The organism is Williamsia sp. z34, from assembly GCF_059553395.1.
The window spans coordinates 147,858-170,572 of record NZ_JCANWW010000003.1 but is presented as its reverse complement, the minus strand read 5'-3'; the positions used below and the strand labels follow the sequence as shown (position 1 = coordinate 170,572).

The 22,715-nt window shown below is 64.1% G+C and carries 25 protein-coding genes; 13 read left to right on the top strand and 12 right to left on the bottom strand.

Translation table 11 applies throughout. The annotated features are described in order from the left end of the window. Nucleotides 1-149 precede the first annotated feature (149 nt). The 3 genes from AC51GT_RS09490 to AC51GT_RS09480 all read left to right on the top strand — a co-directional run bounded on the left by AC51GT_RS09490 (nt 150) and on the right by AC51GT_RS09480 (nt 2,410). Entirely contained in the window at nt 150-797 is a 648-nt protein-coding gene (locus AC51GT_RS09490) for a DedA family protein (RefSeq protein ID WP_496328595.1), read from the top strand. A gap of 177 nt (nt 798-974) precedes the next feature. Further along, nucleotides 975-1,217: a hypothetical protein gene (locus AC51GT_RS09485; protein ID WP_496324259.1), complete on the top strand. Its 243-nt coding sequence runs from the start codon at nt 975-977 to the stop codon at nt 1,215-1,217. Between the two features lie 56 nt (nt 1,218-1,273). Beyond that, nucleotides 1,274-2,410, top strand: a complete 1,137-nt coding sequence (locus tag AC51GT_RS09480; RefSeq protein WP_496324258.1) for a 3-ketosteroid-9-alpha-monooxygenase, oxygenase component — start codon at nt 1,274-1,276, stop codon at nt 2,408-2,410. Nucleotides 2,411-2,457: 47 nt separating this feature from the next. Here the strand turns inward: AC51GT_RS09480 and AC51GT_RS09475 are convergent, their stop codons facing one another. Then, on the bottom strand, nt 2,458-3,045 hold the full coding sequence (locus tag AC51GT_RS09475) for a TetR/AcrR family transcriptional regulator (protein ID WP_496324257.1): 588 nt from the start codon (nt 3,043-3,045) through the stop codon (nt 2,458-2,460). A gap of 113 nt (nt 3,046-3,158) precedes the next feature. On the opposite strand from AC51GT_RS09475, the gene AC51GT_RS09470 reads away from it, so the two are divergent. Then, nucleotides 3,159-3,947, top strand: a complete 789-nt coding sequence (locus AC51GT_RS09470; protein ID WP_496328594.1) for an SDR family NAD(P)-dependent oxidoreductase — start codon at nt 3,159-3,161, stop codon at nt 3,945-3,947. An 18-nt stretch (nt 3,948-3,965) separates the two neighbouring features. On the opposite strand, the gene AC51GT_RS09465 is transcribed toward AC51GT_RS09470, so the two are convergent. From AC51GT_RS09465 to AC51GT_RS09450, 4 genes are all read right to left on the bottom strand, one after another. Then, nucleotides 3,966-4,718, bottom strand: coding sequence for an IclR family transcriptional regulator (locus AC51GT_RS09465; protein WP_496324255.1), 753 nt, complete (start codon nt 4,716-4,718; stop codon nt 3,966-3,968). A gap of 178 nt (nt 4,719-4,896) precedes the next feature. Then, nucleotides 4,897-5,550 (bottom strand): IclR family transcriptional regulator, encoded by a 654-nt coding sequence (locus AC51GT_RS09460; protein WP_496324254.1) that lies wholly within the window; start codon nt 5,548-5,550, stop codon nt 4,897-4,899. Between the two features lie 173 nt (nt 5,551-5,723). After that, nucleotides 5,724-6,635: a biphenyl-2,3-diol 1,2-dioxygenase gene (gene bphC / locus AC51GT_RS09455; protein WP_496328593.1), complete on the bottom strand. Its 912-nt coding sequence runs from the start codon at nt 6,633-6,635 to the stop codon at nt 5,724-5,726. Between the two features lie 28 nt (nt 6,636-6,663). Continuing rightward, the gene (locus AC51GT_RS09450) at nt 6,664-7,836 is read right to left on the bottom strand and encodes an acyl-CoA dehydrogenase family protein (RefSeq protein ID WP_496324252.1); all 1,173 of its coding nucleotides are present in this window, start codon (nt 7,834-7,836) and stop codon (nt 6,664-6,666) included. A 243-nt stretch (nt 7,837-8,079) separates the two neighbouring features. Here AC51GT_RS09450 and AC51GT_RS09445 point away from each other — a divergent pair, with 243 nt between their 5' ends. After that, the gene (locus AC51GT_RS09445; RefSeq protein WP_496324251.1) at nt 8,080-8,568 is read left to right on the top strand and encodes a nuclear transport factor 2 family protein; all 489 of its coding nucleotides are present in this window, start codon (nt 8,080-8,082) and stop codon (nt 8,566-8,568) included. Between the two features lie 7 nt (nt 8,569-8,575). On the opposite strand, the gene AC51GT_RS09440 is transcribed toward AC51GT_RS09445, so the two are convergent. Continuing rightward, nucleotides 8,576-9,079: a flavin reductase family protein gene (locus AC51GT_RS09440; protein ID WP_496324250.1), complete on the bottom strand. Its 504-nt coding sequence runs from the start codon at nt 9,077-9,079 to the stop codon at nt 8,576-8,578. Nucleotides 9,080-9,286: 207 nt separating this feature from the next. Between AC51GT_RS09440 and AC51GT_RS09435 the strand changes: the two genes are divergently transcribed. Beyond that, entirely contained in the window at nt 9,287-10,147 is an 861-nt protein-coding gene (locus AC51GT_RS09435) for an alpha/beta fold hydrolase (protein WP_496324249.1), read from the top strand. 97 nt (nt 10,148-10,244) lie between these two features. On the opposite strand, the gene AC51GT_RS09430 is transcribed toward AC51GT_RS09435, so the two are convergent. Together AC51GT_RS09430 and AC51GT_RS09425 are read right to left on the bottom strand one after the other, a co-directional pair. Beyond that, nucleotides 10,245-10,700, bottom strand: a complete 456-nt coding sequence (locus AC51GT_RS09430) for a hypothetical protein (RefSeq protein ID WP_496328592.1) — start codon at nt 10,698-10,700, stop codon at nt 10,245-10,247. A gap of 243 nt (nt 10,701-10,943) precedes the next feature. Continuing rightward, nucleotides 10,944-11,609, bottom strand: coding sequence for an O-methyltransferase (locus tag AC51GT_RS09425; protein ID WP_496324247.1), 666 nt, complete (start codon nt 11,607-11,609; stop codon nt 10,944-10,946). 111 nt (nt 11,610-11,720) lie between these two features. Here AC51GT_RS09425 and AC51GT_RS09420 point away from each other — a divergent pair, with 111 nt between their 5' ends. From AC51GT_RS09420 to AC51GT_RS09405, 4 genes are all read left to right on the top strand, one after another. Next, a complete protein-coding gene (locus tag AC51GT_RS09420; RefSeq protein ID WP_496324246.1) occupies nt 11,721-12,413 on the top strand; it encodes a TetR/AcrR family transcriptional regulator C-terminal domain-containing protein in 693 nt (230 codons plus the stop codon). A 99-nt stretch (nt 12,414-12,512) separates the two neighbouring features. Further along, complete coding sequence (locus tag AC51GT_RS09415) at nt 12,513-13,592, top strand: NAD(P)H-dependent amine dehydrogenase family protein (RefSeq protein ID WP_496328591.1); 1,080 nt, start codon at nt 12,513-12,515, stop codon at nt 13,590-13,592. 69 nt (nt 13,593-13,661) lie between these two features. Continuing rightward, nucleotides 13,662-14,516: an oxygenase MpaB family protein gene (locus AC51GT_RS09410; RefSeq protein WP_496328590.1), complete on the top strand. Its 855-nt coding sequence runs from the start codon at nt 13,662-13,664 to the stop codon at nt 14,514-14,516. 93 nt (nt 14,517-14,609) lie between these two features. After that, complete coding sequence (locus AC51GT_RS09405; protein ID WP_496324243.1) at nt 14,610-15,083, top strand: TspO/MBR family protein; 474 nt, start codon at nt 14,610-14,612, stop codon at nt 15,081-15,083. Between the two features lie 39 nt (nt 15,084-15,122). On the opposite strand, the gene gdhA is transcribed toward AC51GT_RS09405, so the two are convergent. From gdhA to AC51GT_RS09390, 3 genes are all read right to left on the bottom strand, one after another. Further along, nucleotides 15,123-16,466: an NADP-specific glutamate dehydrogenase gene (gene gdhA / locus AC51GT_RS09400; RefSeq protein WP_496324242.1), complete on the bottom strand. Its 1,344-nt coding sequence runs from the start codon at nt 16,464-16,466 to the stop codon at nt 15,123-15,125. 149 nt (nt 16,467-16,615) lie between these two features. Then, nucleotides 16,616-17,116: a hypothetical protein gene (locus AC51GT_RS09395; protein WP_496324241.1), complete on the bottom strand. Its 501-nt coding sequence runs from the start codon at nt 17,114-17,116 to the stop codon at nt 16,616-16,618. Nucleotides 17,117-17,194: 78 nt separating this feature from the next. Next, nucleotides 17,195-17,842 carry a LysM peptidoglycan-binding domain-containing protein gene (locus AC51GT_RS09390; RefSeq protein WP_496324240.1) on the bottom strand — a complete coding sequence of 216 codons (648 nt, stop codon included), beginning with the start codon at nt 17,840-17,842 and terminating at the stop codon, nt 17,195-17,197. Between the two features lie 229 nt (nt 17,843-18,071). On the opposite strand from AC51GT_RS09390, the gene AC51GT_RS09385 reads away from it, so the two are divergent. Next, nucleotides 18,072-18,920: an SDR family oxidoreductase gene (locus AC51GT_RS09385; protein ID WP_496328589.1), complete on the top strand. Its 849-nt coding sequence runs from the start codon at nt 18,072-18,074 to the stop codon at nt 18,918-18,920. Between the two features lie 82 nt (nt 18,921-19,002). Here AC51GT_RS09385 and AC51GT_RS09380 read toward each other — a convergent pair whose 3' ends face one another. Beyond that, a complete protein-coding gene (locus tag AC51GT_RS09380) occupies nt 19,003-20,211 on the bottom strand; it encodes an acetyl-CoA C-acetyltransferase (RefSeq protein ID WP_496328588.1) in 1,209 nt (402 codons plus the stop codon). A 74-nt stretch (nt 20,212-20,285) separates the two neighbouring features. Here AC51GT_RS09380 and AC51GT_RS09375 point away from each other — a divergent pair, with 74 nt between their 5' ends. Then, nucleotides 20,286-21,524, top strand: coding sequence for a CoA transferase (locus tag AC51GT_RS09375; protein WP_496328587.1), 1,239 nt, complete (start codon nt 20,286-20,288; stop codon nt 21,522-21,524). Continuing rightward, complete coding sequence (locus AC51GT_RS09370; protein WP_496328586.1) at nt 21,525-22,715, top strand: acyl-CoA dehydrogenase family protein; 1,191 nt, start codon at nt 21,525-21,527, stop codon at nt 22,713-22,715.

The window sequence follows — 22,715 nt, the reverse complement described above, 5'->3', positions numbered from 1 at the left end:
GAAAGCGCAACTGTCTGAGCCAGACTCCGTTGGCCCGTAGGGGAGGATCGGGAGTCAACGGGCAGGAATTGAATTGCTGGTATACCACTATCCGACCCGGCGTCCGAGGCAAACTCGATATCGGCAAACGGCAGGAGTTCGCAGCGCAGATGGACGTGATCAACGAATTCGTCACCGCCCAGGCCGGCGCGCTGTGGGTCTACCCGGTGCTGTTCGCGTTGTGCGCCATCGACGGGTTCTTCCCGCCGCTGCCGAGCGAGTCGGTCCTGATGACCTTGGCGTCGCTGTCCGGATCGACGGGTCGGCCATTTCTGTCGGTGCTCATTCTGGTCTCGGCGCTGGGTGCGATCGTCGGGGACAACATCGCCTACGAGATCGGGCGAAGAGTGGGCGCAGATCGCTTCGCGTGGATGCGCAAACCCAAGGCACGTGAGGCGCTCACCCGGGCACGCCACGGGCTCGACAAACGCGGCGTGGTGATCATCCTGACGGCGCGCTACATCCCGATCGGCCGGGTCGCCGTCAACATGACTGCCGGTGCCACGCACTACCCACGAAGAAAGTTCGTGCCCCTCACCATCGTCGCGGGTGTCACCTGGGCGCTGTATGGGGCCCTGATGGGACGGTTCGTCGGTGATTTCTTCGACGATCAACCACTGATCGGTGCGGGCGTCTCCATCGTTGTCGCTCTGGTATTGGGCGTCCTCCTCGATCGCGTGATGAAGAGGTTCCACGCGGTGCGGGAGGCTGCGGTTGTGGACCCCGACTCGGGGGAGCCCGAAAAGGGCGTCAGCTGACCAGAGAGTTGTTGCACGTGAAACATTGCCGCCGTCGGTGGTGGTGAATGTGCCGCATCTGTTCCGTTGGGCTGAATTCATGTGGTCCCCGCCACATCCCGGTTCCTAGTCTCGGTCTATCCGAGGAAGGGATCCGGAAAATTGCAGTCTCTCGCTTGCCACACCTGTGACGCTCGCGTGTCCGTCGCGAAGTACAGCCCCGCTCACACGAGCATCCAATGGACCGCCGAGGCCTCCCAGACGTGCCGGGAGATGGCCGCGGCCGCTGCCGTCGATTGCGGTGGCTACCTGCTGCGCTGTGAAGCGCTCGATCGCACGGTCGATGAAGCGGTGAAAGACGGCAAGATTCCGATGACCACTCGTTCTGAGCCGGCCGTCCGGCCCCTTGCCGCAGAAGAAGTCTTCACCGCCTCCCGGTGATCGCCGTTTACTTTCAGCCTGTTTGACCTCCCTACCCACCCCATCTGGAGAACCCCATGACCGTCGAGCAAGAGCGCATCGAGATCCGAAACATCGACACCGGCACCAATCCAACGCGTTTCGCGCGTGGCTGGCACTGCATCGGTTTGGCAAAGAACTTCCGTGACGGTAAGCCGCATCAGGTCCGCGTCTTCAACACCGAGCTGGTTGTGTTCGCCGACTCGACCGGCAAGATCAACGTGCTCGACGCCTTCTGCCGGCACATGGGCGGCAACCTCGCCCGGGGCGAGATCAAGGGCGACACGATCGCCTGCCCGTTCCACGACTGGCGCTGGAACGGCAAGGGCCGCTGCGAATCGGTTCCCTATGCCCGCCGCACCCCCAAGGTGGCCCGCACGAAGACCTGGACCACGATGGAGCGCAACGGCGTCCTGCTGGTGTGGAACTGCCCGCAGGGGACCGAACCGACTCCAGAGCTTGCGATTCCGGAGATCGAGGGCTACGAAGACGGACAGTGGAGTGACTGGACGTGGACGACGATTCACGTCGAGGGATCGCACTGCCGTGAGATCGTCGACAACGTCGTCGACATGGCCCACTTCTTCTACGTGCATTACCAGATGCCGGAATACTTCAAGAACGTCTTTGACGGCCACGTGGCCGGTCAGCACATGCGCTCGTACGGACGCGACGACATCAAGACCGGCGTGCAGATGGATCTTCCCGAAGCCCAGACGATCTCGGATGCGTTCTACTACGGCCCCTCGTTCATGCTCGACACGATCTACACCGTGGCCGACGGTTCGACCATCGAGTCCAAGCTGATCAACTGCCACTACCCGATCGACTCGAACTCGTTCGTGCTGCAGTTCGGCACGATCGTCAAGAAGATCGATGGCATGACCGATCAGCAGATGGCCGATATGGCAACGCTTTTCACCGACGGACTCGAAGAGCAGTTCGCGCAGGACATCGAGATCTGGAAGCACAAGTCTCGCATCGAGAACCCGCTCCTGACCGAAGAGGACGGCCCCGTCTACCAGCTCCGTCGCTGGTACAGCCAGTTCTACGTCGACGTCGAGGATGTCACCCCGGACATGACCCAGCGGTTCGAGTTCGAGGTCGACACCACCCGTGCCCTCGAGAACTGGCACAAAGAGGTCGAGGAAAACCTCGCAGCTCCCCAGGAGTGATGCCGTGCCTCTCGGCCCTGCCACTCCGATGGTGCAGGGTCGAGAGGTCAGGTGTTGCGGTGGCGCATCCCGTCGACGAACACGTTGATCACGGTGCGGGCCAGATCGGCAAAAGTCTGCTCGGGGCTCGGCCGGAACCAACGTGAGGCGTGCCAGAACGAGTCGTAGAGAAGTTCTTGAAAGAGCTTGGGGTCGACGTCGGTGCGCAGGTCGCCGGCGGCAACGCCTTCGGTGATGGCGTCGCGCCAGGCAATCTCCATGGTGTCGGCGGTCGCCGCCATATCGGCCTCGACCACACGTTCACGCATGTAGTCGCCCTCGCGCCGCCAGATCGAGGTGGCCCCGTGGTACTGCTCGCTCGTCTCCAGCGCGACCTCACCAAGCGCCACCAGGCGTTCAACAGGTGGCAGCTCCCGCGCCAACACGTCGTTGCACCGGGCCGACAGATCTTCGATGTACTCGCGGATGAGTTCGGTGACGATCGCTTCCTTGGACGGGAAGTAGTGGTAGAGCGCGCCGGAATAGACGCCCACCGCTTCAGCGATCTCGCGAATAGTGGTTGCAGACACGCCTTTTCGAGCAAAAATCTCAGCTGAGCGATCCAGGATCAACTTCCTGCGTTCTTGCGGATCCACGGCAATACCCCTGTCGGATGCGGGCATTGGGTGCCCACGCGCTGCTGATTGTGCCACATCCGTTGATCAAATGATCAATGGGCCCGAAAGTTCACGTTCCCAAAGGAGTATGCATGACTGCCCCCGGCCCCGATCATTCTTTCCAAGCAGGCGCGCTGAACGGCCACTCCGCCATCGTCACCGGCGCCGGGCAGGGGATCGGACGCGGTATCGCCCTGGCGTTGGCGGCGGCCGGAGCGCAGGTGGCGGTCGTCGGCCGGACCGAGGCGACCATCGGTGCCGTGGCCGAGGAGATCGTCGCCCGCGGTGGTCGTGCGGTGCCATTTGTCTGCGATGTGACCGACGGCGGTGCGGTTGAGGTGCTGGTGCCGGCGATCGTAGCCGAGTTCGGCGGAATCACGGTGCTGGTCAACAATGCCCAGACCGCGGCACCGGGATTGCTGCTCGAACTCGACGAGGCCACCTATCGGGAAGGCATGGAATCGGGCCCCACCGCAACATGGCGCATGATGCGGGTCTGTCATGAGTATTTGAAGGATGGCGGATCGATCGTGAATCTCGGGTCGGCGGCCGGCATCCGTTGGAACCCTTCGGGCACCGGCGGCTACGCGGCGGCAAAAGAAGCTGTCAGGGTGTTGACCCGAACTGCTGCATGCGAATGGGCGGCCGACGGAATACGAGTCAATGCGATTCTGCCGCTGGCCAATTCGAAGACGATGGAACAGTGGGCCGAACACGAGCCCGAAGCTGCCTCGGAGTATCTCCGCACGGTTCCCCTGGGGCGCCTGGGAGATCCGGAGGCCGACATCGGTCCCGCCGCGGTCTTCCTGTGCAGCGATGCCGCCCGGTACATCACCGGACACACACTGGCCGTCGACGGTGGGCAGGCGCTCGTCCGCTAGGTTGCAGCGCCCACCGGGTCATCCGGCTCGGCGGGCGGATCCGCTGTCGCCCAGGGATTGCCAGATCGCCCTGGCCGCGGCCCGCAGGGGCATCGCCAAGGTGACGGTGTCGACGCTGCCGGCCGGCCCGGTGACCGACAGGGCGCCGACGCAGGTGCGGGTGTTGCCGATCGGGGCGGCCACGCACGCGACACCGGGCACGGAGTCCTCGCATTCGTACGCCACGTTGCGCTGGCGGATGTGGGCGATCTCGTGGCGTAGCCCGTCGTTGTCACCCACGGACTTCAAGGACGCCACTGCCGAGCGGTTGCGCATCGGATCGACCCCGGAGTGTGCGATGAGCGCTTTGCCGAGCGCGGTCCGCAAGGCCGGTTGGCGCCCGCCGATCCGTGAGGGTAGCGCGACCGGACTGCATCCGACTTTGTCCAGGTAGCGGACGTCGTTGCCGTCGAGAACCGCGAGGTGGACCACCAATCCGGTCGTGGCGTGGAGCTCGTGCAACACCGGATGCGCGGCCCGGTGCAGGCTGTCGTGCTGTTGGGCGAGCGCGCCCCACTCGAACATGGTGCGGCTCAACCCGTACGACTGGCCGTGCCTGCTCACCCAACCGAACTCGACGAGTTGCGAGAGCAGTCGGTGGGCCGACGAACGCGGTAGTCCGGTGCGACAGGACAACTGGGACAGGGTGAGTTCGTTGCCGTCACGGAACTCATCGAGCAGACCAGCGACCCGGTCGATGACGGCCGGGGAAAAGTCGTCGCCGTTTCTCACGTAAACCTCCATCGGTCAGCAGGCCGGGGCCGTGGCCTGCGAGCGCTTGAGGATCGTATTGATCAAGCGCTCAATCAATATTGATATGACGATAGCAGGACTGTGACGTAGGTCAAACCGGAATCGTGACGTGGGTCTCGGGCCCGGAGATTTCCGGTCGGATCACGGTGGGTGATGCTCAGGCAGAGAGCTTCGATGCCACCAGGTCGGTGGCCTGGACCAGGTCGCGGTGGGCACCTTCTGGTGTCCGTCCTGCCGGTCCGGTCAGCGAGAGTGCGGCGATCTCGCCGTTGTGTGCGGCAAAGGCGATGGCGACGCAACTCACCTGCTCGCCGGCGGCGCCGTCGAGAACGCGCTCGGCAGCGCCGGGTACTTGGCCGTCGCGATGGGCCAGTAGGGCGGCACCCTCGACGGTTTCATGGGCGGGACGCCGCTGTCCGACGTGGGTGGGAAGTGCTGCGGCCCAACGTCCGCCGACTTTTTCGAGGTAGAGCAGGTCGTCGCCGTCGAGAACCGCCAGATGCACCGCCATCCGGGTGCGCTTGTGCAGTTGGTACATGCTCGCGAGGGCGGCTTGATGAATTCGATCGTGGCTCTGTGCAAGGGATCCGAGCTCCGCCAGCTTCGGGCCGAGGTGGTAGGTGGTCCCGGTCCGGTGTATCCAGCCGACCTCGACGAGTTGCAGGAGCATGCGATGGGTCGACGACCGGGGAAAGCCGGTTCGCTCGGCCAGTTCGGTGAGCGTCAGATTGTCGGAATCGCGGAACGGTTCGAGCAGCAGTAGTACCCGTCCCATGACGGTCTGGGGTCGTTCGTCGTCTGTGAGGGTCACGGGCACTCCGAAAGCGATGTGATGAGTCATTGATTGATCATCCAATCAATGAGTGGATCGTACTGCAGCATCGTTCGACTTGCGAAGGGAATGGGAGCGGACACAGAAAAGCACCGCGAAGAAATGTCGCGGTGCTTTTCCGGGGGAAGTGCTCTGACCTGCGGTTCGAGCGGTCAGCCGGCCGCCGGGATGAACGCCTTGAGCGGTTCGGATCCGGACTGGTCATGGCCCCAGTAGGCGTCGGCGGTGATCTCTTCCGATGTGTAGTGTCGCTCGTCGACGAGCATGCCCTCGGTGCCGAACTCGAGGTCCCACCCGCCGGGAGCCCGAACGTAGAACGAGATCATCTTGTCGTTGGTGTGCCGTCCGAGCGTCGACGAGATCGAGAACTTCTGCTTGTTGACCCGATCGAGTGCCTGGCCGACTGCGTCGAGTGTGTCGACCTCGGTCATCAGGTGGACAAGGCCGGGTGCCTCGGTCGGCGGCGCCGGGCACAGCGCCAGGCTGTGGTGCCGCTGGTTGATCCCGAGGAAGCGAACTCGCATGGCACCCTCTTCGTCCAGCCGGATCGAACCGCGCGGAAGGAAGCCGAGTACCTGCGTGTAGAACTCGTACGACTCATCGAACTTCGCGGTCGGCAGCACCACATGTCCCAAGCCGTGCCCGCCGGTCACCCAGCGACCGGCGAACGGCGTCACCACCGGGCTGTGGTCCAGAACCGGTCCGTAGAACACCTCGAGGCGGGTCCCGGTCGGATCGTCGAACGCGATGGCTGCTTCGGCATCGATATACGAGCTTTCCTTGCGCGACAACACCTCAACGGCGCGCCCGGACTTCTCGACGGCCTCCCGCACTCGTTGGAGTGCGAACTCGTCGCGTACCTCCCAGCCGACGGCCAGTGCCTTGTCGGAATCGCCCGGGAGCACCGCGATGCGTGAGCGGCGTTCGTCGACGCGGGCGTACAGCCCGCCCGGCTCGGGACCGCTACCGACGGCCATACCGAGACCGTCGATGAGCAGTTCGCGCCAACGCGCGACGTCTTGCGTCTGGATTCTGAGGTAACCGAGACCCCGAAGTTCTGTCATGGCTTCTTTCCTTGAAATGCGAAGAGGGTCAGATCATTGCGCGGTATGCGCCCTGCGGGTCACCGCCGAGCTGCGCGAGGGCGGCGGAGTGATAGATCATGCCGGGCACGTGGATGGCATGCGTCAGACCGACATGGGCATCACGCCAGAACCGCTGCATCGGGGTCTTGGTGTGGACCGCGGCGCCGCCGGCACGCGCGAAGATCTCGTCCATCGCACGGACGGCCCGCCACGCGGACGAAATCTGGGTGCGACGGCCGGCCGCCCGCTCTTCGAAGCCGATCTCGATACCGCGATCGGTCTTGTCCCAGAAGCGGTCCACGGTTTCCAGCAATGCCAATCGGGAAGCGTTGATCTCCGCAGCCGCCTCGCTGATCGCGAACAGGACGTACGGGTCCTCCTTGATGGGGACGCCGGTGACCTGCACGCGCTCCTTCTGGGCGGCGACGTAGCAGGCCAGCGCACCTTCGGTCATACCGATCAGCGAGGAGGTGATGCCCAGCGGGAAGATGCAGGAGAACGGGAAGCGGTACAGCGTCTCGTCGCGTCCGGCGTGACGCCAGCCGTTACCGCTGAGCACGATGTCGGCGTCGAGTGTGCGGTGCTCGGGGAGGAACGCATCTTTGACGATCAGGTCCTTCGAGCCGGTGCCACGAAGACCGATGACATTCCAGCTGTCCTGGTCGATCTCGTAATCCGAGCGCGGGAGCACGACGTGTAGCACCTTGCCGGTCCGGTTGCCGTCCTTGTCACCGACAGCTGCACCGATCATCACCCAGCCGCAGTGGTCGGTGCCGGACGAGAACGACCAGCGACCGTTGAGGATGTAACCACCGTCGACCGGGACCGCGACACCCATCGGCGCGTACGGCGACGCCATCCACATGTCGTTGTCCTCGCCCCAGATCTCTTCCTGGGCTTTGGGATCGAAGAATGCGAGTTCCCACGGGTGGACGCCGACGATGCCGGCGACCCACCCTGTGGCACCGTCGAGCGCGCCGAGCGCCATGATGGTTTCGGCAGCCTCACGGGGATGACCTTCGAAGCCGCCGTACTCCTTCGGCTGGAAGGTGCGGATGATGCCGGACTCACGCAGGTTCTTCGCGGTCGTGTCGGTGAGTCGCATCAACGACTCGCCTTCGGCTGCGTCCGCGCGGATCTGGTCCGCGTGCTGCATGATTCTGTCCAATACCTGGCCCATGGCGTGACTCTTCCTGGAATTCGGCCCGTGACGAGCCGGGGACTGCGTGGGTATTTCTCCACGGAACTGACAAGGCCTGCACGTGATGTGCAGGTGTGGTGTGACCAACATTCCCAGCGCGCCAGTGATGGTGCACCTAGGTTTCCGTTGAGCGGGACGCCTGGGGTGGTGCCGGGTCGATCCCGGTAGAACAGGATGGACCGGCATCACCTGTGGGTGCCTGCATCTTCCCGAAGGAGCGATATGACCGACACCGCTGACCTGGTGGCTTCTCTGCTCGAGCGCGTTCAGATCCTCGAGGACAAGGCCGCCATCCACGAACTGCTGACCGCCTACGGACCGGCCGTCGACGCCGGTGACGCCGATGCGGTGGGGCGGCTGTGGGCGGATGACGCTGTCTACGACATCGACATCCGGGTGATGGAAGGGCGCGACGCGATCACCGAGATGGTGCGCACTGCGCCCCATCAGGACTACATCAACGAGGGCTGCGGGCACCTGCTGGACCCGGTCCACATCCGAGTCGACGGTGACACCGCGGTTGCGACCTGCCACTCGCTGCTCCTGCGCCGCAATGTCGACGAGGATTCGTTCCGGGTCTGGCGCGTCACCGCCAACCGATTTGATCTCGGTCGAATCGATGGTCGGTGGCTGATCCGTCGCCGCACCGCCCGGTTGCTCGATGGCAGTGCCGGCGCCCGCGAGTTGCTGGGTCGCGCGTCGCAGGGCTGAGCGCGGCTCAGGCGTCGAGCAGGGTCGGGGACGGCTCGATCCCGAATGCCCCACGGAAGAAGATCATCGGACGCTCCTCGGTCACCGACTCGAGTTCGAGGACTCGGCCGATCACCACGTCGTGATCGCCGGCGGTGTGGACGTCGTGAATCTCCGCGTGCGCCCGCATCAGTACGCCGGGCAGCGACGGTGTGGACCACTTCGACAACTCCCAATCGAGACCGTCGAACTTACGGCCGGCGCGACCACCGAATCGGGCGCACAGGTCGGTCTGGGCCTCGTGCAAGACATTGATGCTGAATCGTCCGGTGTCACGGATTCGAGGCCAGGACCGGCCGCGGTGATCGGCGCAGAACAGGATCAGTGGCGGTTCGAGCGACACCGACGCGAACGACTGGCAGGCGAACCCGATCGGGCCCTCGTCGTCCATGCTCGTCACGACGGTCACGCCACTTGCGAATTGGCCCAATGCTTTGCGCATCTGAGCCTGTGACATCGTTTCGATCGACATCTGATCCACCTCCGATTCCGTTGTGTCGTCGAGGATTCGACGGGTTGCGGTGAGCGTAAGGGGGACGGCCGGGTGTTCACAGCCGGGTTTCGCTCAGTGGAAGCCGTTGGTGGGCAGCAGTTGTGTCGGTGTCTGCCTCATTCGGCCCGTCTCGTTCAGCGGAATCCCTGCTGTGGCCGACGGCCCGCGCTGGCAACGTCATGGACCATGACCGCAGACGTGAGCTACGAGCAGACCCGGCGAGAACTCGAGACGAGCCTCGGGGTGCTGCGCTATCACGAGGCCGGCGACGGACCGCCGTTGCTGCTGCTCCACGGATCGGGTCCAGGGGTCACCGGATGGCGTAACTATCGTGGGGTGCTATCCGAACTCTCTGAACAATTCCGTTGCCTGGTACTCGAATTCCCTGGCTTCGGCGTGAGTGACCCGGTCGACGGGCATCCGATGGTGATGGCAGAGTCCGCCGTCGGGGTGTTCCTCGACGGGCTGGGGCTCGGGCCCGTCGACATCATCGGCAACTCCATGGGTGGCATTGTCGCCACGAAGGTTGCGATCGCCGAGCCCGAACGGGTCGGAAAGCTCGTCACCATCGGCGGTATGGGCAAGAACATCTTCTCCTCGGGACCCAGCGAGGGCATCAAGTTGCTGATGGAGTTCACCGACAACCCCACCCGGGAGGGCCTGATCCGCTGGCTCCTGTCGATGGTCCACGATCGCGCCCTGGTCACCGAGGAACTGATCGACGAGCGTTGGGAGCTGGCCACCGAGCCCACCACGCTGGAGATCGCCCGACGCATGTACAGCAGCAAGGCATTTGCCGCGACGATCGCGGCGAACAATTCCGCCGACGCGGTGCCCTACTGGGCTCAGCTGCAAAAGGTGAAGTCGCCGACGCTCCTGACCTGGGGCCGCGACGACCGGGTCAGTCCGGTGGACCTGGCCCTCCTGCCGATGCGCGACATCCCGAACGCCGAACTCCATGTGTTCCCGAACTGCGGGCACTGGACGATGATCGAGGCACGAGAGGCATGGCTCTCTGCGGTGCTGGCCTTCCTGACGCGGGCGTAGGCATTCGTCCTGGGTGCCGAAACCTGATGCAGCCACCCCTGATCGAACCATCGGTCAGGGGTGGCCGCGTTTGCACCCGGGGGGGTGCTGCCGGTGCTCAAAACGGAAGTGCCCAGCAGGACGATCCGAAATCGTGGCCGACTGCCACGTCGAACTGAACCGTCGACTTCTCGCCACCACCGGACTGCCACGCCGTGATCTTGTGTGGGCCGGTACCCAGGGGCGTCCACATGACCGACACAGAGTTCGCCGCCGGCACCGGGGAGAGCTGACCGAACGCCGCCGGGGCGCTGTCCCAAAAGTAGATGGGACCTTTGCTGATGTTGGCGTCGATCGTGACCTTGTAGGTGCAGCCAGAACCGTGCTGCGCCGATGTCAGGAAGCTCGGACCCGGGGCGACGCTGATCCCCTGCACTTCGGCTTGCGCGCTCGGCGCGGCCAGGGCCAGGCCACCGACGGCGACCCCTATCGCAGCGACACTGATCCAGGCATTGCGTAGTCGGGCGGATTGTTCCTTCAATTGTGCTGCGGTAGCAGCATTGTCCGTTGACATGATCGTCACACCTCTCGGTAGTCGTTCTGCGGTCGATTGATTCGCAGTACGTCAAGGCTCGGGGTGGAGCTTCCCGAAGCCGTGAGTAGTCGACTACCTCAGTTCCGTGACCGCTCCTATTATCGCTGGGCACAGCGCATTTCATCTCAGTGAGTACTGAGGTCTGCCCTTTCGGGAGTGCCCGAAAGGGCCGGCTGCTGGGGTGAGTGCAATCCGGGTTCGTCGCCCCCGGGGGGTGTAGATCTAGCCGACGTCCTGAACAAGTGCAATTGCGAATCCGTCCCAGCCCTTGACCCCGACTGTTTGCAGGGCGGTGGCATCGAGTCGGGGGTCGGTGGCGAGAAGCTCGAGTACCTCACGGGAGGCCACCACGCGTTCGTCGTCCTGGGCGGGGTCGGCGATCGCGCCGTCGCGGGCGACGTTGTCGACGACGATGACGGTGCCCGGCCGCGACAGTCGCAGCGCAGCGCGTACGTAGTTGCTGTTGTTCGGCTTGTCGGCGTCGATGAAGACCAGATCGAACGGGGCATCCGCGGGCAGGGTCGGCAGGATGTCCAACGCCGCACCGACCTTGATCTCGACGCGTTCACCGACCAGTGCGCGGTCGACGTTCGCCCGGGCCACCTCGGCATGGTGGGGTTCGTATTCGAGCGTGATGACGCGACCGTCGCCCCCGACTGCCCGCGCCAACCACACGGTGCTGTATCCGCCGAGTGTGCCGATCTCGAGGATCCGGCGCGCGCCGATCGCTCGTGCCAGCAGGTGCAGGAACTTGCCTTGAACAGGTGCGACATCGATCGCCGGTAGCTGCGCTTCGGCGTTGGCGGTGATGACGGCGTCGAGCGCGGGATCATCACCGATCAGGACATCACTCAAGTACCTGTCGGCGGCGGCCCAGTTCTCGGTCATGTTTTTCAGTGTGCCGCTTCCCGAAAGGCTTGCCCATACTTCTGGTCAGACTTCGCCTGGCTGCACCGGTCCCTGAACTAGTGTTGGCCACGAGCCCCAGGGAGGTGCGCGTTGTCGGAGTCGGCAAGTGAGAATCCGGTTGCTGCGCGCCGGGGGCGCCCTGCCCGGATCAGTCGTGAGGGCATCGTCCGAGCTGCCCGCGCCCTGCCGCCGGACGCCATGACGATGCAGGCGGTGGCCGATGTGTTGGGTGTCGACCGCAAAGCCCTCAGCTATCACGTGAACGATCTCAACGGCTTGCGTGAGCTGGTCGCCCTCGACGTGTTCGAGTCCGCGTTGAGTCGGGTGGATCTACCGGCCGGCGCCGACTGGCGTGAGGTGATCCGCCGGTATGCCGGCGCGACGCGGGATGCGGTTGTCACGGTGGGGGCCCTGTCGATGTACATCCGGCTGCCCGGCGCCGGGGGCGTGCGAACCCTGGCCCCGGTCGAGCGGGTGCTGCAGAGCCTGGTCGACGCCGGTTTCGGTGTCGACGAGGCGGGCCGGATCCTCGCGTTGTTGACCGAGGTGGCCTACTCGACCGGTCGGGACACGGTCCAGGCCACCGACAGCAGGATCCATCCCGACGTACCCGATGTGGCCCGCACCTTGCTGAACGCACCGGATACCGACTTTCCCGTGCTCCGCAGCCTGGTCGCGGTGAGACAGAACGCAGGCTCCGACGACGGACAACTCGAGTTCGATCTGGATGTGATCATCGCGGGTCTGGAACGGCGTCGGGCGCTGATGTCACCGTCCATCTGAACTCTTTTCCCCGGTCGGGAAAAAGATTCCGAAAGTGCGTATCGGCACGCGCGCTGCCGTGTAGTCATAGGGGAAACCCGGACTCGAATCGAGGCAGCTATGCCACAGAAGAACGCCACCCCGTACCGCGTGGTCCAGTGGACCACCGGAAATGTCGGAGTCGAAGCCGCAAAGGCGATCGCCGCCAATCCCACGCTCGACCTGATCGGTTGTTTCGCCTGGTCTCCGGACAAGGTGGGTCGCGACGTCGGTGAACTCTGCGGCATCGAGCCGTTGGGCGTCACGGCGACCAACGACATCGACGCGCTGTTGGCGCTGAAACCTGACGTGGTGGTCTACAACCCCATGTGGATCGATGTCGACGAACTGGTCACGATCCTGTCGTCGGGCGCCAACGTCGTGACCTCGGCGTCCTTCATCACCGGCCACAATCTCGGGGAGGGCCGTGACCGGATCCTGCAGGCCTGCGAGGTCGGTGGATCGACGATCTTCGGTTCCGGTGTGAGTCCAGGCTTCGCCGAACTCTTGGCCATCGTCGCGACGAATGCGTGCGACCGGGTCGACAAGGTGACGATCGCCGAAGCGGCGGACACAACCTTCTACGACTCGCCGGACACGGAACGGCCGGTCGGATTCGGTACTCCGATCGACGACCCGAATCTGGCTCCGATGGCCGCCACCGGAACCGCGGTTTTCGCCGAGGCGGTCCGGCTTGTCGCCGATTCACTCGGCGTCGAACTCGACGAAATCGTCTGTGAGGCCGAGTATGCGCAGACAACGGCCGACGTGGATCTGGGTTCGTGGATGATTCCGGCGGGATGTGTTGCCGGTGTGTATGTGAGTTGGCAAGGACGCGTGGTTAATACGACGCTCATCGACGTGAATGTTCGATGGCGCAAGGGGCAGACCCTCGAACCGGACTGGCAGATCGGAGCCGAGAGCTGGAAGATCACCATCGACGGCCGCCCGACGGTGAACATGAGTATCGGATTCCTTCCTCCGCCTTACTACGAGGCGGAAACCATGGCCGACTTCCTCAAGCTCGGCCACATCATGACCGCGTTGCCGCCCATTCACGCAATCTCTGCCGTGATCGGCGCCGCTCCCGGAATCGCCACGTACAACGACCTTCCGCTGACCCTGGCCCGCGGTGTGGTGCCGCGCAACGTCACCGCCTGAACAGATCCGGCGGGCCCGGGGGTCCCTGCCCTATTCTGAAAACAAAGGTGATCAGATGATGGGGGGCCGATGGGAAACAGTGGCGGCCGGATGTCGCGCGACGAGATGGATCGGATCGACAGCAGCTTCTTCGCCAAGTCGCTGCTGTCGATGGGGCGGACGATGAGCACGGCCACCGTGATCATGCAACTGGCCAATCCTGCCGTGGGTTACGGCGTGGCCCGCAGCAAGGTCGAGAGCGGCCGGCTCGATCTGCATCCGGTCAAGCGGGCGCGCACCACCGGGGCGTACCTGGCGGTGGCCGTCCTGGGAAATGCCAACGACCGCAAGAACTTTCGGAAGGCCGTGAATCGTCAGCACGTGCAGGTTCGCTCCGACGAGACCAGTCCGGTCGACTACGACGCAATGAACGTCGATCTGCAACTGTGGGTTGCGGCCTGCCTGTATCTCGGGTGGGAGGACATCTACGAGAGGGTTCACGGCCCCTTGGCGGGTGAGGACCGGGAGACGTTCTACCGGCAGGGCAAGGTCTGTGGCACCACGTTGCAGATGCCGGCGGAGGCGTGGCCACCCACGCGGGCGGAGTTCGGACAATACTGGGATCGGCAGGCGGCTGAGATCTCGATATCGGACGAGATCCGTGAGTTCCTTCTCGGCATCGCGAACTTCGACTACGCGCATCCGGTGATCAAAAAACGTTATGGCCCGGTCAAATACCGACGGACCATCGGTTATCTGCCGCCCCCGTTCCGGGAGGCGTTGCGGGTTCCGTGGACGACGGCGGACCAGGAGTGGTTCGACGGCTATGTGGCCGATCTCGTCGAGCGTGAGCGGCGGAAGTCGTTGTGGCTGTCCCAGTTGGGCTTTCGTCTGCTTCTCTGGGACGCACGCCTGCGGTCCCGCCTCGGGCGTCCGCTGGTCTAGGGGGCAGGGCTTCTCCCGGAGATGAGGTGGGCGGTCCGGTCACCGGGAGTACGTTGGCGGTGAGACTGTTCCACATCCGACGGGAGTGCCGGTATGCGTTCGATTGTCAGAACCGCCAGCGCGGTCACCATCACAGCTGTGGTCGGCTCGATCGCGTCGAAAGACACCGACTCCAAGTGGTATCGACGGTTGTCGAAGCCGGCGTTTCAGCCACCGGCAGCAGTGTTCCCGATCGTGTGGACAGCGTTGTACGCCGACGTCGCGATCAGTTCGGCGGCAACGATCGATGCACTGAATGACGACATGCGTCACATCGACGCGGCAGCTTTCGAGCGTGCGTTGGCCGCAAATCTGATCCTGAACGGTGCCTGGACCTGGGTGTTCTTCAAAGCGCACCGTACCGGCGCCGCCACCGTGACCGCCGCGGCGCTCGCGGCGAGCAGTGCCGACCTGGTTCGTCGCGCCGCGCCGGCGTCGTCGACCGCGGCCGCCGCGTTGGTGCCCTACGCGGGCTGGTGCAGCTTCGCGACGCTGTTGTCGGCTGCGATCTGGCGCCGCAATCGCTGAGGTGACGGGGTCGACCGCTCGCCGGTCCGGAAAGACGACTCAGATGAGACCTTGCGCGATCATCGCGTCGGCAACGTGGGTGAAGCCCGCAATGTTCGCGCCGGTCGCGTAGTTGCCGGGAACTCCGTAGTCGTCGGCGGTGTGCAGGCACGTGTCATGGATGTTGCGCATGATCGCGGCGAGACGCGCTTCGGTGTGTTCGAACGACCACGAGTCCCGTGACGCGTTCTGCTGCATCTCGAGCGCGCTGGTCGACACGCCACCGGCATTGGCGGCCTTGCCCGGCGCGAACCGTACGCCGGAGTCGGCAAACAGGCGCGTCGCCTCGGGTGTGGTGGGCATGTTCGCGCCCTCGGCGACGATGGAACAACCGCCCGCGATGAGCGCCTTCGCGTCGTCGGCGTCGAGTTCATTCTGGGTCGCACAAGGCAGGGCGATGTCGACCGGCACGTTCCAGATCGTGCCGCTGCTACTGAATGCCACCTTGCCGCCACGGGCTTCGGCGTATTCGGCGATACGTCCGCGGCGGGTCTGCTTGATCTCTTTGAGGAGTTCGAGGTCGATGCCGTTGTCGTCGACGACATATCCGCTCGAATCCGAGCATGCGACGACGGTGCCGCCGAGCTGGTGGATCTTCTCGATGGCATAGATGGCGACGTTGCCCGACCCGGACACCGCAACGCGTTTCCCGTCGAAGGACTCGCCGGCCGCCTTCAGCATCTCGCCGACGAAGAACACCACGCCGTATCCGGTGGCCTCGGTGCGCACCTGTGAACCGCCCCACGACAAGCCCTTGCCGGTCAACACTCCCGATTCGTATCGGTTGGTGATCCGCTTGTACTGGCCGAAGAGGTAGCCGATCTCGCGGCCGCCGACGCCGATGTCACCGGCGGGGACGTCGGTGTGCTCGCCGATGTGTCGATAGAGCTCCGTCATGAACGACTGGCAGAAACGCATCACCTCGGCGTCCGAACGGCCCTTCGGGTCGAAGTCGGAGCCACCTTTGCCGCCGCCGATCGGTAGGCCGGTCAGGGCGTTCTTGAAGATCTGCTCGAAGCCCAAGAACTTGACGATGCCCAGGTAGACGCTGGGGTGGAACCGCAGGCCACCCTTGTACGGGCCGAGCGCGGAGTTGAACTCGACCCGGAAACCGCGGTTGATCTGCACCTGCCCGTCGTCGTCGGTCCAGGGCACGCGGAAGATGATCTGACGTTCCGGCTCGCACAGACGCTTGATGATCGCGGAGTCGGTGTACTGCGGGTGCCTCTCGACCACGGGGCCGAGACTGTCGAGTACCTCTTTGACTGCTTGGTGAAATTCGAGTTCACCCGGGTTGCGGGCGATCACTTCGTCGTAGAGGTCTTGCAGCTTCGCGTCGATCATCGGATTCGTCTGGCTCCTTCGTGCTCCGAGCACCGCGAGATGCTCGCCCGCGGTGTCAGTGGCCGTCAACGGCAGACGGCACCGCCAGCCAGCCTATCGACCGACAGGTACGCCCCGGCTCACCGGTGACGGATCAGACAACTCCCGGGTCAGGGCGCGACGAAGCCCCCGACGCCCGGAAGTGACGGCTGACCTGCATTGGGATAGGCCTGGGAACCGTCGATGGAGACGGTGATGGCCACCGGTCCAGAGCCGGTGGCCACGGTCGACGCGGTGGGTGCCGGGTCAAGGTAGTACGGGCACAGTTTGACTGTGGTGGCTCCTGCGGCACCGGTGCCGAGGTTGAGATAGTTGATCCGGATCAGGGCGCTGGCCGCACTGGTCGAGCAGGTTGTCGGGCTGCCGGGAGCCGTGAAGGTGGTCCGGCCCGGCGCCGGTGAAGATGCATCGACCGAGACGAACAGCGGCCAGGGAACTGCCAGTCCGCTGATCTGCAGGCCGAGTGCCGGCACCTGGTAGACGGATACCGGCGCGGCGGTGAGGGTGGGGCCGATGGGTGCGGCTGATGCGACGGGGGCCCCGGCCACGGCCAATCCTGCGGCGGCGAGCATCGCGCCCGCCAATACCGATATTCGTTTCGCAATGCGCATGATTTCTCCCTTTGGTGGTCGGCTTTCTCCGCCTATCGAAAGGGTGACTCTGTTGTGTTACAGCCGGGATCAATTCGCTTATCTCGGGAAATGGACCACCTGATTGGAGAACAGGGAATCGGGGGCAGAAATATGGTTGGCCGCCGCGACGACCCCGAGCCAGGTATCGAGATTATCGTTGCCGTATTCGGCGTGGCAGAGCGTATGAAGTGTGTCGCCGGCAACGTGGGCGCGTCGATTCAGGCCGGGGATGATAAGGACTTGACCAAGAGTGAGGGTTCCGTTGTGCGGCAGTTGATTTGCGTGCGCGAGCATGATGCGAAGATGGTCATCGCCGTACCAGCGGAAGGCCAGTTCGTGCAGATTGTCGCCGGTGACGACGGTGTGGTGACCGGGGTTGGCGAGGTCGGGAATGAGTAGCCATGAACCCGGTTGAATCGGACGTTGGGCGACGCCGTTGATCAGCTCCCAGATCAATTGGGTCGCGGTGTCGGTGGTGCCGTAATAATGCTGCGTGATCGCCTGCCGGGCCGCGGAGCTGTCCGGTGTCGAGAACTTGTGGCGAAAGGTCACATACGGAACCTGGAGTTGCTGTCCGATGCTGATCACGTTGGGATCGGCGAGGTGATTCTGGCGCGCGATCACCGGATACAGGGTGCCGTCGCCGTACTCGCGCTGCGCAATTGTGAAGAGGGTGTCGCCGGGCTGGACGTTGTAGGTCTTCATCGTTTCCTCGCTCGTAGACGTGTCGTGGCTTTCGGGGCTCTCCGATGGGCCCGAGGACAACTCTCGTCGTGAGGACTCCGTGTGTCATGCGTATCCGCGTACCCGGTTTCGAGCAGTGGCGCGGTCGCGGCCGGAGTAGTCGGTAGAGGGTGCCTCTCGCAAATGAGAATGACGTTCTGGTAACCTGCAGGAATCGCGCATCACATCGTCGAAGGGCTCTGGTCGAACCATGTCGGACAATCAGCTGGAGTCGTTGGCTCCCAATGCTTTCGAGAACCGCACCGTGCTCATGTCCGGCGGCAGTCGCGGTATCGGCCTCGCCATCCTGATCGCGCTGGCCAAGCGGGGCGCCAACATCGTGCTCCTGGCCAAGACCGACGTGCCGCATCCGAAACTGCCGGGCACGATTCACACGGCAGTCGACGAGATCACCGCGGCGGGCGGTAAGGCCGTCGGTGTGGTCGGTGATGTGCGTGTCGACGACGACGTACAGCGGGCGGTCGCGACCGCTGTCGAGACCTTCGGCGGCATCGACATCCTCATCCACAACGCCAGCGTCATCAACGAGGCCGGGACCGCCGATCTGCCACTCAAGCGCTACGACCTGATGCAGGGTGTCAACGTCCGGGGCATGTTCTCGCTGACCCAGGCAGCGCTGCCGCATCTGGCGAAATCACCGAATGCGCAGATCCTGTCCATCGCGCCCCCGCTCAACATGTCGCCGCACTGGCTGGGCAAGTTCCCGGCCTACACACTCTCGAAGTACGGGATGACGGTCTTGGCCCTCGGTTTCGCGGCCGAGTTCGCAGACCAGAACATCGCCAGCAACTGTCTGTGGCCGGAGACGACCATCGCCACCGCTGCCGTGAAGAACCTGCAGGCCGACCCCGAGGCCGCCTCGCATGCGCGTGAGCCCGAGGTCATGGCCGACGCCGCCACACTGATCTTGGCGCGGCCGTCGTCGGCCACCGGTGAGGTTCTGATCGACGCCGACGTCCTCAAGAACGCTGGTGTCACCGACCTGTCCACGTACGGCGGTACCGAACCCCTCGACCTCGACTTCTACATCGACGCCTGAACCGCCGAGGGGTTGGATCAGCTCAGCGACAGGTCCGGATCGACCTCGACCAAATCCGTCCGCTCGACCAGTAGATCTCGCCTCAGACCTTTTCGAAGATCGCGGCCAGACCCTGACCGCCGCCGATGCACATGGTCTCCAACCCGTACCGGGCGTCGCGTCGCTGCATCTCCCGGGCCAGCGTGGCCAGCATCCGGCCACCGGTTGCGCCGACCGGATGGCCCAGCGAGATACCGGAACCATGCACATTGGTGCGCTGATGATCGTCGGCGGTGAACTTCCACTCCCGCATCACGGCGAGCGCCTGCGCGGCAAATGCCTCGTTGAGTTCGATGAGGTCGACGTCGGAGAGTCCGAGTCCGGCCTTGGCGAGTGCCTTCTCGGTGGCCGGGACCGGCCCGATGCCCATCACCCTGGTTTCCACGCCGGCCACACCCCATGACACGAGCTTGACCAAGGGGGTCAGGCCCAGTTCGGCGGCCTTCTCGGCGGTGGTCACGATGCTCAGTGACGCGGCGTCGTTCTGACCGCTGGCGTTACCCGCGGTCACGGTGGCGTCGGGATCCTGCTTGCCCATGATGGGTCGCAATTTCCCGAGCGACTCGACCGTGGTGTCGGCCCGCGGGTGCTCGTCGGTGTCGATCACCTGGTCACCGGAGCGGGACGGGACGGTCACCGGCACGATCTCTTCGGCCAGGATCCCGGCCTGCTGGGCGGCCACGGCCCGGGCGTGGGAGGCGACGGCGAGTTCGTCCTGCTCGAGCCGGCTGATGCCGTACTCACGGCGTAGGTTCTCTGCCGTCTCGATCATGCCGCCGGGTACCGGATAGAACTGTCCACCTGCGGTGGATCGGGCCCGGACCAGGCTGTCGTGCATCCGGATGCCGGAGCGGGCGCCGCCCCATCGCATGTCGACGGAATAGAACGAGGCGTTGCTCATCGATTCGATACCACCGGCCACAACCAGTTCGTTGTCACCGTTGCCGACCTGGAAGGCCGCCTGGATGACTGCCTGCAGGCCCGATCCACAGCGGCGGTCGATGTGCATACCGGGGACGGTCACCGGTAGTCCGGCGTCGAGCGCCACCACCCGGCCGATTGCCGGTGCCTCACTGTTGCCGTTGCAATGACCGAGGATGACGTCGTTGATCTTGTCCGGTGCGATTCCGGTCCGTTCGAGCAGCCCCTTCATCGCAGCGACACCGAGATCGACTGCGGTGAGCGACTTGAACATTCCGCCGTAACGGCCGATCGGAGTGCGAATCGGTTCACAGATGACAACCTCGCGCATAGGGTTTCCCTTCCCCTTTATAGGCCCATAATGCAAGGTGGACCCATGACCTTTCGCACTGTGCCCACCGTCCGATGAGTTCGGAGAGCAAACCCCAGGCGTTACCGTTGGCGGGTTTACGAATCATAGAGGTATCCAGTTTCGTCGCAGCACCCCTTGCCGGAATGACCCTGGGATCGCTTGGCGCCGAAGTGATCCGCGTCGATCCGATCGGGGGCGCCGCGGATTACAAACGCTGGCCGGTCACCGAGGACGGCGAGTCGATCTACTGGGCGAATCTGAATCAGGGAAAGCGGTCGCTGGCTGCGAACTTTCGTGATCCGGAAGCCACCGCGCTGATCCGTGAACTCATCCTCGAAGCGGGAATTGTCGTCACCAACGCGGCCGGACGGGAGTGGCTCGAATACGACAACCTCGTCAAAGACCGGCCCGACCTGATCCACGTCCAGGTGCTCGGCCGCGCGGATGGGCGCGGTGCGGTCGACTACACCGTCAACGCTGCGATGGGATTTCCTCTCGTCACCGGCCCGACCGCCCTGGGAGCACCGGTCAACCATGTGCTCCCGGCATGGGATGTGGCCTGCGGGTTGTATGCGGCCCTGTCGGTGACGGCTGCGGTGCACCGCCGGGCGAGCACCGGGGAAGGGGCGCAAATCGTGTTGCCCCTCGAGGATGTCGCGTTGGCGACTATCGGCCACCTCGGCTATCTCGCCGAAGTGCAGCTCGGTGGACCCGACCGGCCCCGGGTCGGCAATTTCGTATATGGCACCTACGGAAGCGATTTCCGCACCGCTGACGGAGAAACGATCATGGTTGTCGCGGTCACGCCGCGACACTTCCGCGACCTCGCCGCCGTCACCGGTACCGCCGACGCCGTGGCTGCATTGGAAATCACACTGGGCGTTGACTTCAGCAACGACGGAGATCGCTTTCGCCACTGCGACGTCTTGAGCGGATTGTTCTCGATCTGGTTCCGTGACCGGACCATCGACGAGGTGGAGAAGGAGCTCAGTACGACAGCTGTTGTCTACGAGCGCTATCGGACCTTCAAACAGATCGCCGCCGATCCGCGCGTCACCGACAATCCGATGTTCCAGCAGGTCGATCAGCCGCGGATCGGCTCCTACCTTGCGCCGACCACGCCGATGTCGATCGACGGACGGTATCCGGCTCCGCGGCCCGCGCCCGCGAACGGTGATGACAGTGCCACTGTCCTCCGCGAATGCCTGGGCTTGAGCGAGAAGGCAATTGCCGATCTCGAGGCCCGCGGGGCCATTCGGGTATCGACGCCGGCCACCCGAGAAGGAGAGTAGATGACGCGCCTGGCGCAGACGCATGACCTGACCGAGGTTCAGATCGACATCTTGTCCACCGTTCGCAACTTCGTCGACCGCGACATCATTCCGAACGCGCAGGCCCTCGAACAGTCAGACACCTACCCGCAGGCAATCGTCGACACGATGCGCGAGATGGGTCTGTTCGGGCTGATGATCCCGGAAGAGTATGGCGGACTGGGGGAGTCGCTGCTGACGTATGCGCTGTGTGTCGAGGAGTTGGCCCGCGGCTGGATGAGTGTGTCGGGTGTGATCAACACCCACTTCATCGTGGCCTACATGATCCGCCAGCACGGGACCCCGGAACAGAAGGCGCATTTTCTTCCGCGAATGGCGACAGGTGAAGTGCGCGGTGCCTTTTCGATGTCTGAACCCGAGCTGGGGTCAGACGTCGCGGCGATCCGAACCCGGGCCCAGCGATCCGGAGACGACTATGTCATCAACGGTCAGAAGATGTGGCTCACCAACGGTGGCAGTTCCACCTTGGTCGCAGCCCTGGTCCGCACCGATGAGGGTGCGGCCAAGCCGCATGAGAACCTCACCACCTTTCTGATCGAGAAGCCGGCCGGATTCGGTGAGGTGGCACCGGGTCTGACGATTCCCGGCAAGATCGACAAGATGGGGTACAAGGGGATCGACACCACGGAGTTGTTGTTCGACAACTACCGGATCTCGTCGGACATGGTCCTCGGCGACAAGCCTGGTCGGGGCTTCTATCAGATGATGGACGGTGTCGAGGTCGGACGTGTCAATGTCTCGGCCCGTGCCTGCGGTGTGGCGATCCGGGCGTTCGAGTTGGCTGCGCGATATGCCCAGCAGCGCAGCACGTTCGGGAAGCCCATCGCCCAGCATCAGGCGATATCGTTCTCCCTCGCGGAAATGGCCACCAAAGTCGAGGCGGCACATCTGATGATGGTCAACGCGGCCCGGCTGAAGGACTCCGGTGAACGCAACGACGTGGCCGCGGGTATGGCGAAGTACCTGACGAGTGAGTACTGCTCCGAGGTCACACAGGCGAGCTTCCGTATCCACGGCGGCTATGGGTACTCGAAAGAGTATGAGATCGAACGCCTCATGCGCGAGGCGCCGTTCCTGCTGATCGGTGAAGGCACCAGTGAGATCCAGAAGACGATCATCAGTAAAGGTGTGATGCGCAGCTACGCGTTATAG